General features: G+C 63.5%; 19 protein-coding genes. 18 read left to right on the top strand and 1 reads right to left on the bottom strand.

The window, feature by feature from the left end; genetic code table 11:
* Genes P6U31_RS26430 through aroQ form a run of 10 tightly spaced genes read left to right on the top strand, consistent with a single transcriptional unit; the run spans window position 1 to window position 7,342 of the window.
* Window positions 1–387 (top strand): VOC family protein, encoded by a 387-nt coding sequence (locus P6U31_RS26430; protein ID WP_027571023.1) that lies wholly within the window; start codon window positions 1–3, stop codon window positions 385–387.
* A 12-nt stretch (window positions 388–399) separates the two neighbouring features.
* Window positions 400–870 carry a MaoC family dehydratase gene (locus P6U31_RS26425; protein WP_407184688.1) on the top strand — a complete coding sequence of 157 codons (471 nt, stop codon included), beginning with the start codon at window positions 400–402 and terminating at the stop codon, window positions 868–870.
* Window positions 867–2,108: a CaiB/BaiF CoA transferase family protein gene (locus P6U31_RS26420; RefSeq protein WP_407184687.1), complete on the top strand. Its 1,242-nt coding sequence runs from the start codon at window positions 867–869 to the stop codon at window positions 2,106–2,108. The genes P6U31_RS26425 and P6U31_RS26420 overlap by 4 nt, the downstream gene beginning before the upstream one ends.
* Before the next feature lie 3 nt (window positions 2,109–2,111).
* The gene (gene aroE, locus P6U31_RS26415) at window positions 2,112–2,939 is read left to right on the top strand and encodes a shikimate dehydrogenase (protein ID WP_407184686.1); all 828 of its coding nucleotides are present in this window, start codon (window positions 2,112–2,114) and stop codon (window positions 2,937–2,939) included.
* A 15-nt stretch (window positions 2,940–2,954) separates the two neighbouring features.
* Window positions 2,955–3,809, top strand: a complete 855-nt coding sequence (locus P6U31_RS26410; RefSeq protein WP_407184685.1) for a shikimate dehydrogenase — start codon at window positions 2,955–2,957, stop codon at window positions 3,807–3,809.
* Between the two features lie 51 nt (window positions 3,810–3,860).
* Window positions 3,861–4,529, top strand: coding sequence for an amino acid ABC transporter permease (locus tag P6U31_RS26405; RefSeq protein ID WP_407184684.1), 669 nt, complete (start codon window positions 3,861–3,863; stop codon window positions 4,527–4,529).
* Window positions 4,530–4,539: 10 nt separating this feature from the next.
* Window positions 4,540–5,196 carry an amino acid ABC transporter permease gene (locus P6U31_RS26400; protein ID WP_407184683.1) on the top strand — a complete coding sequence of 219 codons (657 nt, stop codon included), beginning with the start codon at window positions 4,540–4,542 and terminating at the stop codon, window positions 5,194–5,196.
* 51 nt (window positions 5,197–5,247) lie between these two features.
* Window positions 5,248–6,075 (top strand): transporter substrate-binding domain-containing protein, encoded by an 828-nt coding sequence (locus P6U31_RS26395; RefSeq protein WP_407184682.1) that lies wholly within the window; start codon window positions 5,248–5,250, stop codon window positions 6,073–6,075.
* A gap of 57 nt (window positions 6,076–6,132) precedes the next feature.
* Complete coding sequence (locus tag P6U31_RS26390; protein WP_407184681.1) at window positions 6,133–6,879, top strand: amino acid ABC transporter ATP-binding protein; 747 nt, start codon at window positions 6,133–6,135, stop codon at window positions 6,877–6,879.
* A gap of 13 nt (window positions 6,880–6,892) precedes the next feature.
* Window positions 6,893–7,342, top strand: coding sequence for a type II 3-dehydroquinate dehydratase (aroQ, locus tag P6U31_RS26385; RefSeq protein WP_407184680.1), 450 nt, complete (start codon window positions 6,893–6,895; stop codon window positions 7,340–7,342).
* A 92-nt stretch (window positions 7,343–7,434) separates the two neighbouring features.
* Here the strand turns inward: aroQ and P6U31_RS26380 are convergent, their stop codons facing one another.
* Window positions 7,435–8,193 carry an SDR family NAD(P)-dependent oxidoreductase gene (locus P6U31_RS26380; RefSeq protein WP_407184679.1) on the bottom strand — a complete coding sequence of 253 codons (759 nt, stop codon included), beginning with the start codon at window positions 8,191–8,193 and terminating at the stop codon, window positions 7,435–7,437.
* 163 nt (window positions 8,194–8,356) lie between these two features.
* Between P6U31_RS26380 and P6U31_RS26375 the strand changes: the two genes are divergently transcribed.
* From P6U31_RS26375 to P6U31_RS26340, 8 genes are all read left to right on the top strand, one after another.
* Window positions 8,357–9,616: an ABC transporter substrate-binding protein gene (locus P6U31_RS26375; protein WP_407184678.1), complete on the top strand. Its 1,260-nt coding sequence runs from the start codon at window positions 8,357–8,359 to the stop codon at window positions 9,614–9,616.
* A gap of 2 nt (window positions 9,617–9,618) precedes the next feature.
* Window positions 9,619–10,560, top strand: a complete 942-nt coding sequence (locus tag P6U31_RS26370) for a carbohydrate ABC transporter permease (protein ID WP_407189949.1) — start codon at window positions 9,619–9,621, stop codon at window positions 10,558–10,560.
* A complete protein-coding gene (locus tag P6U31_RS26365) occupies window positions 10,553–11,398 on the top strand; it encodes a carbohydrate ABC transporter permease (RefSeq protein ID WP_407184677.1) in 846 nt (281 codons plus the stop codon). The genes P6U31_RS26370 and P6U31_RS26365 overlap by 8 nt, the downstream gene beginning before the upstream one ends.
* A gap of 19 nt (window positions 11,399–11,417) precedes the next feature.
* Window positions 11,418–12,515 (top strand): Gfo/Idh/MocA family protein, encoded by a 1,098-nt coding sequence (locus P6U31_RS26360; RefSeq protein ID WP_407184676.1) that lies wholly within the window; start codon window positions 11,418–11,420, stop codon window positions 12,513–12,515.
* Between the two features lie 11 nt (window positions 12,516–12,526).
* Complete coding sequence (locus P6U31_RS26355; protein ID WP_407184675.1) at window positions 12,527–13,171, top strand: ThuA domain-containing protein; 645 nt, start codon at window positions 12,527–12,529, stop codon at window positions 13,169–13,171.
* On the top strand, window positions 13,168–14,217 hold the full coding sequence (locus P6U31_RS26350) for a LacI family DNA-binding transcriptional regulator (protein WP_407184674.1): 1,050 nt from the start codon (window positions 13,168–13,170) through the stop codon (window positions 14,215–14,217). Before P6U31_RS26355 ends, P6U31_RS26350 begins: the two co-directional genes overlap by 4 nt.
* A gap of 164 nt (window positions 14,218–14,381) precedes the next feature.
* Window positions 14,382–14,609: a hypothetical protein gene (locus P6U31_RS26345; RefSeq protein WP_407184673.1), complete on the top strand. Its 228-nt coding sequence runs from the start codon at window positions 14,382–14,384 to the stop codon at window positions 14,607–14,609.
* Window positions 14,606–14,785: a hypothetical protein gene (locus P6U31_RS26340; protein WP_407184672.1), complete on the top strand. Its 180-nt coding sequence runs from the start codon at window positions 14,606–14,608 to the stop codon at window positions 14,783–14,785. The genes P6U31_RS26345 and P6U31_RS26340 overlap by 4 nt, the downstream gene beginning before the upstream one ends.
* The last annotated feature ends 127 nt before the right edge of the window (window positions 14,786–14,912 follow it).

Raw genomic sequence — 14,912 nt, 5'->3', positions numbered from 1 at the left:
ATGTCGTTGCCCCGCGCTTACGTCGAACACGTCGCGATCCGCGTGCCGGACGTTGATCGTCACGTCGACTTCTTTCGTGAGGTGCTTGGTCTTGCCATCCGCGACGAGCAACCGGCCGATGGCGCGCGCCCGCGTCAGGTATGGGTGCTCGGAAGCGTGCAACTCATCGAGGATCCGAACTTCGTCGGACCAGAGGGGCGTCTCGCCCATCTCGGCATCATGGTCGACGATTACGAAGGTGTGCTCGCCCGTGCTGCCGCGTGGGGCGCCAAAGCACTGCCCGCCGGGCCGAACTGGCTCGAGCTGCCGGGCGGGCTGAACGTCGAAATCTTGCAAGCCAGTGCGGGTGCCGTGGAAGCCGCTTTGGCGATCAATCCACGGGCCTAAGGAACACGCGACATGACCGATGAGCGCTACTGGGACGATGCCAAGGTCGGTGATGAATGCGTCACCCCCTCGGTGACGGTCACCGAAGCGATGGTGAATGCCTATGCCGAACTGACCGGTGATTTCACGCCGGTCCATGTCGACGAGGAATACGCCAAGACCACACCATTCGGCACGCGCGTCGCGCATGGGCTGTTTGGGCTGTCGCTAGCCGACGGCTTGAAGACCCGTGCCGATTACCGCTTCCTGCCGGGAATGTCGCTGGGCTGGACCTGGGATTTCAAGCTGCCGATCAAGCTCGGCGACACCGTGCATGTGAAGTTCCGCGTCGGCGCGATGCGTGCCACGAAGCGGGAAGGGTGGGGCATCGTGGTGCTGCCCTCGGAGCTGATCAATCAGCGCGGGGAGGTGGTGCAGCTCGGCGAGCACCGGCTGATGATTCCGATGCGCCCGAAGACCGGCGTCGCGGGAGGCCAGGCATGACCGCACAGGATCTGCCGCTCCAAGATCTGCCGCTCAAGGGCATTCGCGTCATCGACTACAGCCATTTCCTGGCGGGTCCGTTCATGGGCCGCTGCCTCGCCGCGATGGGTGCGGAAGTCATCAAGGTGGAGCGTCCGAAGGCAGGCGATGCGGGCCGCGCCCATGGCTATTTCAAGGACGGACAATCCGGCTACTTCCTGCAGCAGAACATGGGCAAGCAGGGCCTGTGTATCGATCTGCGCGACAAGCGTGGCCTCGACCTGATGATGAAGCTGGTCGACACAGCCGACGTCTTCATCGAGAACTACCGCCCCGGCGCCCTCGAGCGCCTCGGGCTCGGTTACAAGGCGCTCTCGGCGCGGACTCCCGGACTGATCTATTGTTCGGTCTCCGCCTATGGTCACACCGGTCCCTATGCCGACCGTCCGGGCTTCGGCCTGATCGCAGAGGCGATGTCGGGCGCCCTGGCGCAGCTGGGTAATCCCGGTGAAGCGCCGCCGCTGCTGCGGATGCCACTGGCCGACATGTACACCGGCATTCACGGTGTGGCTGCCATCAATGCCGCGCTGGTCGGCCGCGCATCGTCCGGGCGCGGTCAACACATCGATCTGGCGCTGTACGACTGCATGGTCTCGATGCACGACTATGCGGTGCAGCGCTACTTCCTCTCCGGGGGGAGCGATCTGCCGAAGCAGACCGGCAGCGGACAGCCGGACTCGACCGTCTACGGCGTCTTTCCGGCCAGGGACGGCAATCTTGTCATCGCCGCGCAAGTCGATGATGCGTGGCGACGATTGGCGAATTTGATCGGCGGAGACAATCTGGCATCCGACGAACGCTTCACGACGCCTGCTGCGCGCAACGCCCATTATGCTGAAGCGATGGAGATCGTGCGCACCTGGACGCAGTCGCAACCATCTCGGGACGCCTGTCTGGCGGCACTTGAGGCAGCAGGTGTGCCGTCCGCTCCGGTGCAGACGATCGAAGAGGTCGTGAAGGATCCGCAGATCCACGCGCGTGGCATGCTGGTCGAGCAGGAGCATCCTGTGCTCGGCAAGGTGACGTTGCCGAACTTGCCGTTCCGGTTCTCGGATTGCGACACCACGGTGCGAACTCCGGCGCCGCTGCTCGGTCAGGACAATCGCCGCATTGCGGAGTCGCTGGGATTTTCGGCCGAGCTCGTCGAGGCGATGGTGCGCGACGGGGTCCTCTACAGCGAAGTCGCAGTGCAGGAGTGAGCGATGAGCGACCGTTATGCGGTGATCGGCAATCCGATCGGCTTCAGCAAATCACCTCTCATTCATGGCACTTTCGCCAGAATGACAGGACAGGATGTTGTCTATGAGGCGATCGAGGGTCCCCTCGGTGGCTTCAGCGAACGGGTTGATCAATTCCGGACAGAGGGCGCCAAGGGGCTGAACATCACTGCCCCGTTCAAGCTCGATGCCTTCGACTACGCAAACGAGCTTTCAGAGAGCGCCGACCGAGCTGGCGCCGTAAACTGCCTGAAGTTCGACGGCGATCGGATCATTGGCGAGAATTTCGACGGGATTGGCCTTGTGCGCGACATCACCGCCAATCTCGGCGTCAAAATGGCCGGCCGGCGCGTCCTGATGCTCGGTGCCGGGGGCGCGGCGCGTGGCGCGCTGCTGCCCTTCCTGCGCCAGGAGCCGTCCGAGCTGGTTCTCGTCAATCGTACCTTATCGAAGGCTGTGGCATTGGCCGAAGAGCTTGCCGGTTGTGGTCCTCTGATCGTCAATGGCTATGCCGAGCTGGCCGATCTTGCCGAGGGCTATGACATCGTGGTCAACGCGACATCGGCCAGCCTGCGCGGTGAGATGCCGCCGCTTCCCGGCAATGTCTTCCGTGGTGCGGAGCTGGCGTACGAACTCGCTTACGGCAAAGGGCTGACTCCATTTCTGCAAGCGGCCCGCGCCGAAGGCGTAGCCAAGCTGGCCGATGGCGTCGGCATGCTGGTCGAGCAGGCGGCCGAAGCTTTTGCCTGGTGGCGCGGCGTTCGGCCGGGCACGGCTCAGGTCATCGCCGAACTGACCGTTCCACTGAGCTGACGCGCGATGCCCGACATGCACCCGAAGTCCAGCTTCCTCGTCGCCCTGATCGGCAGCGGCATCGCGGCGTCCCGCACCCCGCCGATGCACGAAGCGGCCGCCGACGCCGCCGGCATCCGCTATCTCTACAAGAAGGTCGATCTGGCTGAGCTGAAACTCGGAGTCGAAGCGCTGCCGGAGTTGCTCACGGCGGCAAAGCGGATGGGCTTTGATGGGCTGAACGTGACCCATCCTTGCAAGCAGGCGATTCTCTCGCTCCTGGACGAGCTTTCGCCCGACGCGGAGGCCCTTGGCGCCGTGAACACCGTGGTCATCAGGGACGGTCGAATGACCGGCCACAACACCGATTGGTTTGGCTTCGCCGAGAACTTTCGCCGTAACATGCAAGGTGCCCCGCTCGGTCGTGTCGTCCAATTCGGCGCGGGCGGCGCGGGGGCTGCGGTCGCATTCGCGCTGATGAAGCTCGGCGTGCGGGAACTGACCATGATCGACGTCGACATGGCCAAGGCGCAGAGCGTGGTCGACAGCTTGTCCCCGCGATTTGCAGAAGCGCGCTTGAAGGTCGGCCAGGATGTCGCGGCCGCCGTTGCTGCTGCAGACGGAATTGTCAACGCGACACCGGTGGGCATGGACAAATATCCGGGCACGCCGCTGCCGACGGCCCTGCTGCGTCCCGATCTGTGGGTCGCCGAGATCGTCTACTTCCCGCTGGAGACTGCATTGCTGCGCACGGCGCGCGCCCTTGGCTGCCGCACCGTCGATGGCGGCGGCATGGCGATTTTCCAGGGTACCGAAGCATTCCGCCTGTTCACGGGCATCTCACCTGATCCAGACGTCTTCTTCGCCACTTTTGCATCCCTGGGAGGGTGACACCCGGCCGATGGGCGAGCGGCACGTACAACGCCCGAGAGGAAACGCAAGATGGGCTACACGCTCGATTTCTCGGTGGTTTGGCATGCCATGCCCGCGCTGCTGTGGGGATGCGTGGGGACATTGGGCCTGGCGCTTGCCGGCATGACGCTCGCGATGATCATCGGTGTCGCCGGGGTCGCGGCACGCGATTCGAAGGCGGCCTGGTTGCGGGCCATCGTCATCGGCTTCGTCGAGATCGTACGCAACACGCCTTTCCTGGTGCAGATCTTCTTTCTGTTCTTTGCGCTGCCGCTCGTCGGGTTGAAGCTCAATCCGACCGCGACTGCCATTATCGCGCTCGGTGTCAATGGCGGCGCTTATGCCATCGAGATCATTCGTGGCGGCGTCCAGTCCATTCATAAAGGACAAATAGAGGCCGGCTACGCGCTCGGCCTGCACAAAGGACAGGTATTCCGCTTCATCGTGCTCAAGCCCGCGCTTCGCGCGATCTACCCCTCGCTCACGGGGCAGTTCATCATGCTGACGCTGACCTCCTCGATCTGCTCGGCGGTATCGGCCTACGAATTGACGTCGGTTGCGCAACGCATCGAAAGCGACACGTTCCGCAGCTTCGAGGTCTATTTTTCCGTAACCCTCCTGTATCTCGCGATCTCCTGGCTGCTGATGCTGGGCTTTGCCGTCGTTTCCCACCGCTTCTTCTCCTATCCGACACGTTGAGGGAGCGATCATGACACCGCATTTTGGTCTTGCCGAGTTCGGCTTCCTGCTGCGTGGGCTGCAATGGACGGTGCTGCTGACGCTGGTCGCGTTTGTGGGCGGCTGCACGGCGGGGCTCGCGGTCGCATTGCTGCGCACCTGCGGTCATAGCAGCGTGGAATGGATCACCCGCATTTACATCGCGATATTCCAGGGCACTCCGCTGCTGCTGCAGCTCTTCGTCGTGTATTACGGATTGGCGCTCACCGGGCTGAAGCTCGACGCCTTCGTGGCGGTGGCGATCGGCTTCACCGTGAATGCCTCCGCCTTCCTTGGCGAGATCTGGCGCGGAGCGATACAGGCCGTGCCGCGTGGCCAGACCGAGGCGGCGCTGGCGCTCGGACTGCACTATTCGTCCCGCATGCGCGATATCGTGCTGCCGCAGGCGATCCGCATCTCGCTGCCCGCGACCATCGGCTATCTCGTGCAGCTCATCAAGGGCACGTCGCTTGCCGCCATTGTCGGTTTCATCGAACTCGCTCGCGCCGGTCAAATCGTATCGAACCAGACCTTCCAGCCGCTGCTCGTCTTCGGCGTGGTCGGCGCGATGTACTTCATCCTCTGCTGGCCCCTCTCATGGTGGGGCAGCCGGATGGAAGCCAGGCTTGCCCTGGCCGGTCAAAGGTAGGAACGGCGCACCTACTCAATCACAAACAGCCATCACCAGGAGGAGATACTCATGTTGTTTTCACTCAATCGTCGCCAATTCGGCATTGCCGTGCTGACGCTGGGAGCCATCGCTCTCGCCGGCAAATCGCAGGCGGGCACGTTGGAAGACGTGAAGAAGAAGGGTGTCGTCGTCATCGGTATTCAGGGCGACAATCCCCCCTGGGGTTATGTCGACAGCTCGGGAAAGCAGGATGGCATCGATGCCGACGTGGGGCGCGCCTTCGCCGAATATCTCGGTGTCAAGGCCGAGTTCGTCCCTCTGGCGGTGGCCAATCGCATTCCGGCGCTGACCACGGGCCGCGTCGACATCCTGTTCGCAACCATGGCCATGCTGCCCGAGCGTGCGAAGGCGGTGCAGTATTCCAAGCCCTACGTCGCCAACGAGATCACGCTTGTCGCGGCCCAGGCGACCCCGATCAACAGCAATGCCGACATGGGCAAGTACGTCATCGGCGTTCCCAGGTCCTCCACGCAGGATACCCAGGTGACCAACAACGCCCCGTCCGGGACCCAGATCCGCAGATTCGACGATGACGCCGCCACCATCCAGGCGCTGCTCTCTGGCCAGGTCCAGGCAGTCGGCGCGAATCTGTTTTATCCGCAGCGCCTCAACGCTGCAAAGCCGGAGCTGGGGTTCGAGCCCAAGCTTCACTTCACCGCGCTTTACAACGGCGCTTGTACGCGCCTCGGAGAGAAGGAGTGGAATGAGACGGCCAACAAGTTCATCGACGAGATCAAGTCGAACGGCAAGTTGGCCGGTTTCTACGCCAAATGGATGAAGGTCCCGGTTCCTGTCTTCCCGGACTCCGTCCCCGGCGTTCCCTTCACCGTCCAGTAGCCACCGCGAGCGGCCGACGCGATCCGCGTTGGCCGCCGCCCAACGGCGGAGACCAGCATGCAGGACCAGATCCTGATCGAAATGAAGGGCGTGCAGAAGTGGTACGGCGGGTACCAAGCTCTCCGCAACGTCGATCTTACCGTGAGGAGGGGCGAGAAGATCGTGCTCTGCGGCCCGTCCGGTTCAGGCAAGTCGACGCTGATCCGCTGCATCAACCGCCTGGAGCCGATCCAGCAGGGCACCATCGTGGTGAACGGTCACCGGCTCGACGACAGCATCAAGGCTATCGATGTCGTACGTCAGGACGTCGGCATGGTCTTTCAGAGCTTCAATCTCTTTCCGCACATGACGGTCTTGCAGAACTGCATGCTCGCGCCCATTCGCGCGCGCCGCATCGGCAAGGCCGAGGCGGAGGCGACCGCGCGAAAATACCTCGAGCGCGTGCGCATCGGTGACCAGGCTGAGAAATATCCGGCTCAGCTTTCGGGCGGTCAGCAACAGCGCGTCGCGATTGCGCGCGCGCTGTGCATGCAGCCCAAGGTGATGCTGTTTGATGAACCGACCTCGGCGCTCGACCCCGAGATGGTCAAGGAGGTGCTGGATACGATGATCGGCCTCGCCAATGACGGCATGACCATGATTTGCGTCACCCACGAGATGGGCTTTGCTCGCCAGGTCGCCGACAGGGTCATATTCATGGCCGAAGGGCAGATCGTCGAAGAAGGCGCGCCCGACGCTTTCTTCCGCAACCCACAGCACGCACGCACCAGGCAGTTCCTTGGCGAAATCCTTGCCCATCACTGAACGGAGGTCTTCCATGAGTCGCCTTGTCTACGTCCTGAACGGGCCTAATCTCAATCTGCTCGGCAAGCGCCAGCCCCACATCTACGGCCACGAGACGCTTGCGGACGTGGAGCGGGATTGTCGAGCATTGGCCAACGAGCTTGGCCTGGAGATTCGTTTCCATCAATCCAACAGAGAGTACGAGCTGATCGACTGGATCCACGAGGCGCGCGAGACAGCTGCCGGGATCGTGATGAATCCCGCAGCTTTCACCCATACGTCAGTCGCCATCCTTGATGCTCTGAACACGTTCGAGGGGACGGTGATCGAGGTGCATATTTCCAACGTTCACAAGCGCGAGGAATTCCGCCACCATTCGTTTGTGTCCAAACGAGCTGATGGCGTCATCGCAGGCTTCGGCACCCAGGGTTATCTGCTCGGCTTGCGCCGTGTGGCCAAGCTGCTTGATGAGAAGAGGGGATAGCATCGGACGGCGGCGCGCGTCTGGCTGGCCGCCGAGCTGCTGCACCAGCTCTGCAACGGATCGGCCCTGCGCCCCGCCATCCTCACCCCGCCTCAGACCCAGCCGCCATCGACGATGTAGTGTTGAGCGGTGCAGGCGGAGGCCTCGTCGGACGCGAGGAAGACGGTGAACTTCGCAACTTCGTCCGGCACCAGCCTGCGCTTCAGGCATTGTCGCTGCTGCAACTCGATCTCGCCGGCCGGCGTCATCCATTTCTCCAGCTGCCGCTCGGTCATGATCCAGCCCGGCGCGATGGCGTTGACGCGGATGTTGTAGGGGCCGTAGTCGCGCGCCAGCGAGCGCGTCAGCCCGATCACGCCTGACTTGCTGGCGGTGTAGGCGGCCATGCCGCCTTGTCCTGCGATCCACGACACCGAGCCGAAATTGATGATGGCACCGGCATTGGCTGCCTTCATGTCCGGCAGCACGGCCTGCGATGCAAAGAACTGGTGCTTCAGATTCACCGCGATGCGGTCGTCCCAATAGTCCGGCGTCATCTCCTCGGTGTTGTGCCGCTCGTCATGCGCGGCATTGTTGATCAGGATGTTGATCGGGCCATATGCCTTGCGTGCCTCGACCACGCCGGCACGGAGTGCGGGGATGTCGGTGAGGTCGACATGCTGGAAATGCGCGGCCATCCCCTGGGCGGACAGTTCGCGTGCCAGGCGCTGTCCCTCGTCGCGCTTGATGTCGAAGAACACGACTTTCGATTTCTGCTCGGCAAAGCGCCGCACGATCGCAGCGCCTATGCCGGATGCGCCACCGGTGACGAGCACGACCTTGCCGGCGAGGTCGGAGTAAATGGCAGCCATAGGCACCTCGGTTTGTTGTGCCGGCGCGGCGGGCCGCCACCGACTCTTTTTCCAAACCTTAGCCATTCCATCGGTGAGGTGCATAGATCAGATTTTGTGTTGCGTACCTCAAAAATTGAGGGCAGGATTGCACCAAAGAATAAAAGCTGGTTGGGAGGATGTGATGAGATTGCTCGGGAAACTGGGACTCGCCGCTGTCGCATGCCTGCTTTGGGCCAATGCCGCGTCAGCCGACACCACGGTGAGATGGCTGCACATCGAAGCCAACCCGGCCCAGGTGAAAATCTGGGACGAGGTCGCCCGCGCCTATGAGGCATCGCATCCTGGCGTCAAAATCGAGATGCAGTTCCTCGAGAACGAGGCCTACAAGGCCAAGCTGCCGACGATCCTGCAATCCAAGGATCGCCCGAACATCATCTACAGCTGGGCCGGCGGGGTTTTGAAGACCCAGATCGAGGCGGGCGTGCTCGAGGACATCACTGATCAGGTGAAGGGCTACAGCGACAGCCTGACACCGGCGGCGCTCGCAGCTTTCACCAGCAATGGCAAGGTCTACGGCCTGCCGACCGCGCTGTCGCAGGTCGGCTTCCTCTGCAACAAGGAGCTGATGGCGAAAGCGAAGGTCGATCCGGCCGCGATCAAGACCTGGGACGATCTGCTCGCCGCCGTGAAGACGCTGAAGGGCGCTGGCGTGACGCCGATCGTGGTCGGCGGCGCCGACAAATGGCCGCTGCATTTCTACTGGACGCATCTGGCGGTGCGCATCGGCGGCAAGGCTGCGTTCGATGCAGCGCTGCGCGGGGAGAACGGCGGTTTCGCCGGCGAGACCTTCCAGAAATCCGGCGAGCTGTTCAAGCAGCTCGTCGATCTCCAGCCGTTCCAGAACGGCTTCCTCGGCTTCAAGAATCCGCAGGCCGTCGGCTATTTCGGTGACGGCAAGGCCGCGATGACGCTCGCGATTTCGACCGTCTATCATCTGCAGCGCGCGCTCGCGGCGGACAAGGTCGGTCTCGGCGAAGACAAGATCTGTTGGTTCGACTTTCCGGTCGTCGCCGGCGGTAAGGGCGCGCCGACCGACACTCTCGGCGGCATCACCGGCTGGCTGATCACCAAGGGTTCGCCGAAGGAGGCCGTCGATTTCCTGAAATACTTCGTCTCCAAGGACGTGCAGACGCGGCTTGCGGCGGCCAATTTCATCATCCCGGTGGTGCAGGGTGCCGATGCTGGCCTCAACAATTCCTTCATGAAGCTGATCGCGGCCAATCTGTCGAAGTCGAACTACCACCAGAACTTCTACGATCAGAGCCTCGGCCCCTCGGTCGGCCGCGTCGTCAACGACGTCACCGCGGAGATCGCCGGCGGCAGCATGGCCCCGCAGGACGCTGCGAAAGCGATCGAAGCGGCTTGGAAGCAGGGCAATTGATGTTGCAACGGCGCATCGCGAGCGCGTGGGCGATGGGCGTCGTGAAGCCGACGTCCTCGCCGCTTGCGGTTCGCGGCCCCAGCTGGGACGGCCGCTTCACGGTCCTGATCCTGTTCCTGCCGCCGGCGCTGCTGCTGTTTACGCTGTTCGTGGTGCTGCCGATCGGCGAGGCGGCGTGGTACTCGGCTTTCAATTGGAACGGCTTCGGCAGGCCGACGAACTGGATTGGCTTTGACAATTACCGCTTCGTGCTGGAGACGCGCGCTTTCTGGCTCGCGCTGCGCAACAACGGACTGATCATCGCCGTCTCGCTCGCCGTCCAGCTGCCGCTTGCGCTGACGCTGGCCCTCATGCTCGCGGAACGCTTTCGTGGCGCTGTGGCGCTGCGCATGCTGTTCTTCATGCCCTATATCCTCGCCGAGATCGCAACGGGCCTGATCTTCAGCTTCGTCTACGACGGCGACTACGGCCTCGTCGCCTCGATCTGGCGCACGTTCGGCGCCGAGCCTCCGCATCTTTTGGCCTCGACCGACACGGCGATGCTGGCGGTGCTGATCGTCGTGGTCTGGAAGTATTTCGGCTTCCACATGATGCTGTTCATCGCCGCGCTGCAAAGCCTCGACAAGAGCCTGGTCGAGGCCGCCCGGATCGACGGCGCGACGCGGACGCAGACGCTGCGCCATGTCGTGATCCCCTTGCTCTACCCGACGATCCGTCTGTCGGTGTTCTTCGCCATCATCGGCTCCTTGCAGCTGTTCGATCTCGTCATGCCGCTGACGCGCGGCGGACCGGCCGACTCGTCGAACACCATGGTGAGCTTTCTCTACAACAACGGCATCTCGCGCATGCGGGTCGGCTATGGCAGCGCCATCGGCGTCATCCTGTTCGCGATCTGCGTGACCTTTGCCTTCACCTACAAGCGATGGTTCATGCGCGATGAATAGTGCCGGGGCTAGACGCGCATTCGATCCCGCCGGGCTGTTCAAGGCGTTGTTCCTCGGCCTGATCGCGATCTTCGTGCTGGTGCCGCTGCTCGCGACCCTGCTCGGCGGCTTCAAGTCGCTCGGCGACCTTCGCGTCAATCCGTTCGGCCTGCCCAGGCATTGGGAGTGGCAGAACTACGCCGACATCCTGTTCTCGGCCCGCTACTGGCAGCTGTTGCGCAACTCCCTGATCATCTCGACGCTGGCGGTGACGCTCACGCTGATCACGGCTTCAATGGCCGCCTTCGCTTTCGCCCATGTCAGGTTCTTCGGCTCATCGATGCTGCTCAGCTATCTGACGCTGGGCCTTTTGTTTCCAGCCGCGACCGCCGTGCTGCCTCTCTTTATCAAGGTGCGGGATCTCGGCTTGCTCGATACCTATTTCGGCGTCGCGCTGCCGCAGGTGGCGTTCAGCCTCGCCATGAGCGTGCTGCTGCTGCGCCGCTTCTTCAAGGACATTCCATATGAGCTGCTCGAGGCCGCGCTGGTCGACGGCTGCAGCTACGTCAAATTCTTCCGCTATGTGACTTTGCCCTTGTCGCGCCCGATCCTGGCGACCGTCGGCACCATCACCTTCGTCAACAGCTGGAATGCCTATCTGTTGCCGCTGGTGATGCTGAACACCGATGCGCTGTATCCTTGGCCGCTCGGCATCATGGTCTATCAGGGCGAATACTCGTCCGAATGGCACCTGATCCTGGCCTTCATCACGCTCACCATCCTGCCCACGATCATTCTGTTCCTGCTGGCGCAGAAACACATCGTGGCCGGCCTCACCGCAGGGGCGGTCAAGGGATGAGCCATATCTGGAGATCACAATGAGAAAAGTCGGCGTCGGAATCATCGGCTGCGGTGTGATCAGCACCGCCTATCTCAAGGCGGCTCAGCGCTTTCCGGTCATGGAGGTCAGGGCGCTCGCCGACATGCGCAGCGAGGTTGCCGAGCGCCAGGGAGCGGCTTTCGGTCTGCCGGCGATGCGGGTCGACCAATTGCTGAAGCGTGACGATGTCGAGATCGTCGTCAATCTCACGGTGCCGCTCGCCCACACCGACGTCAGCCTGGCGGTGCTGAGTGCCGGCAAGCACGTTCATTCGGAGAAGCCGCTCGGCATCAATGTCGCCGAGGCGCGCAAGGTGATGGAGCTCGCTGCACAGAAGAATCTGCGCGTCGGCTGCGCACCCGATACGTTCCTTGGCGGCGGCCATCAGACCGCGCGCAAGCTGATCGACGACGGCGCGATCGGCACGCCTGTCGCGGGCAGCGCCTTCTTCGGCTGCCCCGGCCATGAGCGCTGGCATCCGGCGCCCGGTTTCTACTACCTGCGCGGCGGCGGGCCGATGCTCGACATGGGGCCGTACTACATCACCGATCTCGTGCAATTGCTCGGTCCGGTCGCCAGCGTGATGGGCTCGACCGCGCGTCCAAAGGCCGAGCGCATCGTCACCAGCCAGCCGATGAACGGCGCGCTGATTCCGGTCGAGGTCGCGACCCATGTCGCCGGGACGCTGGAGTTCGAGAGCGGCGCCGTCGTATCGATCACGATGAGCTTCGACGTGCCGAAACATCGGCATGCGCCGATCGAGATCTACGGCGACAAGGGCAGCATGCTGGTGCCTGATCCAAATCGCTTCGGCGGCGAGGTGCAGGTGGCGAAGACCGGCGGTGAATGGGAGGCGATGCCGCTGACGCACGGTCACGTCGAGGGCGAATTCCGCTCGATCGGCGTCGCCGACATGGCCTCCGCGATCCTGCACGAACGGCCGCATCGCGCCAGCGGCGCGCTCGCCTTCCACGTGCTGGAGGTGATGGAGGCGTTCCAGACCTCCGCCGACGAGGGCCGCCGCGTCAAGATCGAGAGCCGCGTCGAGCGGCCGGCGATGCTGCCCACGGGGCGCGAAACCGGACAGATCGATTGAGGAAAATGACCATGCGCAAGGCAATGATTGTATGGGGCGGCTGGCCGGGACATGATCCCGATCTCTGCGCTTCGATGATCCGTGGCTGGCTGAAGGCGGAAGGCTTCGAGGTGCGGATCGAAACCACGACGGCAGCCTTTGCCGATCCCGCGATTCACGATCTGTCGCTGATCATACCGATCTACACGATGTCGAAGATCGAGAAGGCGGAAGCGCTCAATCTCTGCGATGCGGTGCGCGGCGGCGTCGGCCTGGCCGGCCATCATGGCGGCATGTGCGATGCCTTCCGCGAGTCGGTCGATTACCAATTCCTGTGCGGCGGGCAGTGGGTCGCCCATCCCGGCAACATCATCGACTACAAGGTCGACTTGACGAAACCGGATGATCCCATCATGACGGGTCTGAAGAGCTTCGAGCATCGGTCAGAGCAATATTACATGCATGTCGACCCCGCCAACGAGGTCTTGGCAACCACGACCTTCACCGGCGAGCACGCGCCCTGGATCGACGGCGTGGTGATGCCCGTGGTGTGGAAGAAGCGTTATGGCGCGGGGAGGGTGTTCTATTCCTCGCTCGGCCACCGCGCCTACGAGCTCGACGTCCCGGAGATCCGGACGTTGATGATTCGCGGCATGCTGTGGGCCGCGCGCGAATGACTGAAGGCGCGACCCAGCCGGTGCTTCGCGCCACGCTCGAGGACGTCGCGCGCGCGGCGGGCGTTTCGCTGGCCACCGTCGATCGCGTGGTCAACCGGCGCGAGGGCGTTCGCGCCAAGACCGTCGCACGTGTCGAAGCCGCAGTGGCAAAGCTCGGCTATCGCGCCGATGTTGCGGCGGCGCGGCTCGCCCGGGGGCAGACGTTCCGCTTCGCCTTCGTGCTGCCGACGGGCAGCAACAGCTTCATGACCAATCTGACCGAGCAGGTGGCGCGCACCGCCGGCTGGCTCGCCGGCCAGCGCGGCTTCATCGACATCCATCATGTCGACGTGTTCGACCCCGATGTGCTCGCCGGTGCGCTGGAGACCCTCTCGCCGGCCTATCAGGGCGTCGCCGTCATCGCGCTCGATCATCCCCGGGTTCGCGCCGCGATCGACGAGCTGGTCGCGCGCGGGGTTGCCGTGGTGACTCTTGTGTCGGACGCGCCGAGCTCGTCCCGGGTGCACTATGTCGGCATCGACAATCCGGCCGCGGGCCGCACCGCAGCGACTCTGATGGGGCGCTTTCTTGCCGGGCGCGAGGGCACGGTGGCGGTGATTGCGGGATCGTTGTCGCTGCGCGATCACACCGAACGGCAGTTCGGCTTCCACCAGATCCTGTCCAGCGAGTATGCGAACCTGTCCACGCTACCGGTCATCGAAGGCCGCGACGACAGTGATCGCACGCGAAAACTCACGGCTGCGCTGCTCGCCCGTCATGCCGACCTGCGCGGCATCTATTGCTGCGGCGCCGGAAACCGCGGCATCGCCGACGCGCTCGAGGCCTCGGGCCGCGCGCGCGAAGTGGTCTGGATCACCCATGAGCTGACCGAGCATACGCGGCGATTCCTGGTTCGCGGCACGCTCGACGCCGTCATCAACCAGGACGCCGGCCATGAGGCGCGGTCAGCGGCGCGAATCCTGCTCGCGCATTGTTCGGGCGAGCCGATCAGCCCCGACCAGGAGCGCATCCGCATCGACATCTTCCTGCGGGACAACCTGCCTTGATTTCGAGTGTCGTTGCCGCGGTGCGCCTTGCCAAAGCCGGCGTCGCGGCCGCGGCCGGGCGAGCATCTTGACACCTCGGCGCGCCTGAATATTTTTGACGCCGGAAGAAGCTTCTTCCGGCAACCTCAACCGAAAAGGACCGTGAAAGACCGTCAGGAGTGACGATGATGCTCGATCTGGATTTCGCCCGCGTCCGCGCGCACCGCAACAACGTCTCCCGTTATCGACGCCTGCTGAAGACCAGGCTATCGGACCTCGAGCGCCAGTTCATCGAACGACGCCTCGCAGAGGAGCAGGCCGCGCTCGAAGCTCTTGCCGCCGATGCCATCCCGGCCGCGTTCACCCTTCCCAACGCATCATTGGTACCCACAGCCGCGGGAGCGGAACGATGAGTGACGTCCGCGAGCTCCTCATCCGCGGCAGCGAGAAGGTGATCGGGCACTATCGTGTGCTGCTGGCCGGAGCCAAAAGCGAGGCCGAACGCGAGCTCTATCGCGCCCGGATTGCGCGCGAGCAGCGCCTGCTCGATAGGCTCCAGCACGGCTTGCTGGACCGATCGGCGGCGTGAATGGATGGCGTTGCCGAGATCTTCTGCGGATCTCGCTGGGGGACGAACGCGTGCATCTTAAAGCTTAGTTTCCGGCCGCCGAATTTTTCCGCCGGTCACGCTGCACTGCTCCACCCGGCGGGTGTCG

The organism is Bradyrhizobium centrosematis (assembly GCF_045571495.1).
GTDB lineage: Bacteria > Pseudomonadota > Alphaproteobacteria > Rhizobiales > Xanthobacteraceae > Bradyrhizobium > Bradyrhizobium centrosematis.
This window is presented reverse-complemented; position numbering and strand designations above follow the sequence as displayed.

Bases quoted from the DNA above. Each gene is read 5' to 3' on its own strand.
- P6U31_RS26405 (WP_407184684.1), top strand. From the start codon at position 3,861: ATGGGCTACACGCTCGATTTCTCGGTGGTTTGGCATGCCATGCCCGCG.
- P6U31_RS26400 (WP_407184683.1), top strand. From the start codon at position 4,540: ATGACACCGCATTTTGGTCTTGCCGAGTTCGGCTTCCTGCTGCGTGGG.
- P6U31_RS26375 (WP_407184678.1), top strand. From the start codon at position 8,357: ATGAGATTGCTCGGGAAACTGGGACTCGCCGCTGTCGCATGCCTGCTT.
- P6U31_RS26395 (WP_407184682.1), top strand. From the start codon at position 5,248: ATGTTGTTTTCACTCAATCGTCGCCAATTCGGCATTGCCGTGCTGACG.
- P6U31_RS26345 (WP_407184673.1), top strand. From the start codon at position 14,382: ATGATGCTCGATCTGGATTTCGCCCGCGTCCGCGCGCACCGCAACAAC.
- P6U31_RS26420 (WP_407184687.1), top strand. From the start codon at position 867: ATGACCGCACAGGATCTGCCGCTCCAAGATCTGCCGCTCAAGGGCATT.
- P6U31_RS26410 (WP_407184685.1), top strand. From the start codon at position 2,955: ATGCACCCGAAGTCCAGCTTCCTCGTCGCCCTGATCGGCAGCGGCATC.
- aroQ (WP_407184680.1), top strand. From the start codon at position 6,893: ATGAGTCGCCTTGTCTACGTCCTGAACGGGCCTAATCTCAATCTGCTC.
- P6U31_RS26380 (WP_407184679.1), bottom strand. From the start codon at position 8,193: ATGGCTGCCATTTACTCCGACCTCGCCGGCAAGGTCGTGCTCGTCACC.
- P6U31_RS26365 (WP_407184677.1), top strand. From the start codon at position 10,553: ATGAATAGTGCCGGGGCTAGACGCGCATTCGATCCCGCCGGGCTGTTC.
- P6U31_RS26390 (WP_407184681.1), top strand. From the start codon at position 6,133: ATGCAGGACCAGATCCTGATCGAAATGAAGGGCGTGCAGAAGTGGTAC.
- P6U31_RS26350 (WP_407184674.1), top strand. From the start codon at position 13,168: ATGACTGAAGGCGCGACCCAGCCGGTGCTTCGCGCCACGCTCGAGGAC.
- P6U31_RS26430 (WP_027571023.1), top strand. From the start codon at position 1: ATGTCGTTGCCCCGCGCTTACGTCGAACACGTCGCGATCCGCGTGCCG.
- P6U31_RS26355 (WP_407184675.1), top strand. From the start codon at position 12,527: ATGCGCAAGGCAATGATTGTATGGGGCGGCTGGCCGGGACATGATCCC.
- P6U31_RS26340 (WP_407184672.1), top strand. From the start codon at position 14,606: ATGAGTGACGTCCGCGAGCTCCTCATCCGCGGCAGCGAGAAGGTGATC.
- P6U31_RS26425 (WP_407184688.1), top strand. From the start codon at position 400: ATGACCGATGAGCGCTACTGGGACGATGCCAAGGTCGGTGATGAATGC.
- P6U31_RS26360 (WP_407184676.1), top strand. From the start codon at position 11,418: ATGAGAAAAGTCGGCGTCGGAATCATCGGCTGCGGTGTGATCAGCACC.
- aroE (WP_407184686.1), top strand. From the start codon at position 2,112: ATGAGCGACCGTTATGCGGTGATCGGCAATCCGATCGGCTTCAGCAAA.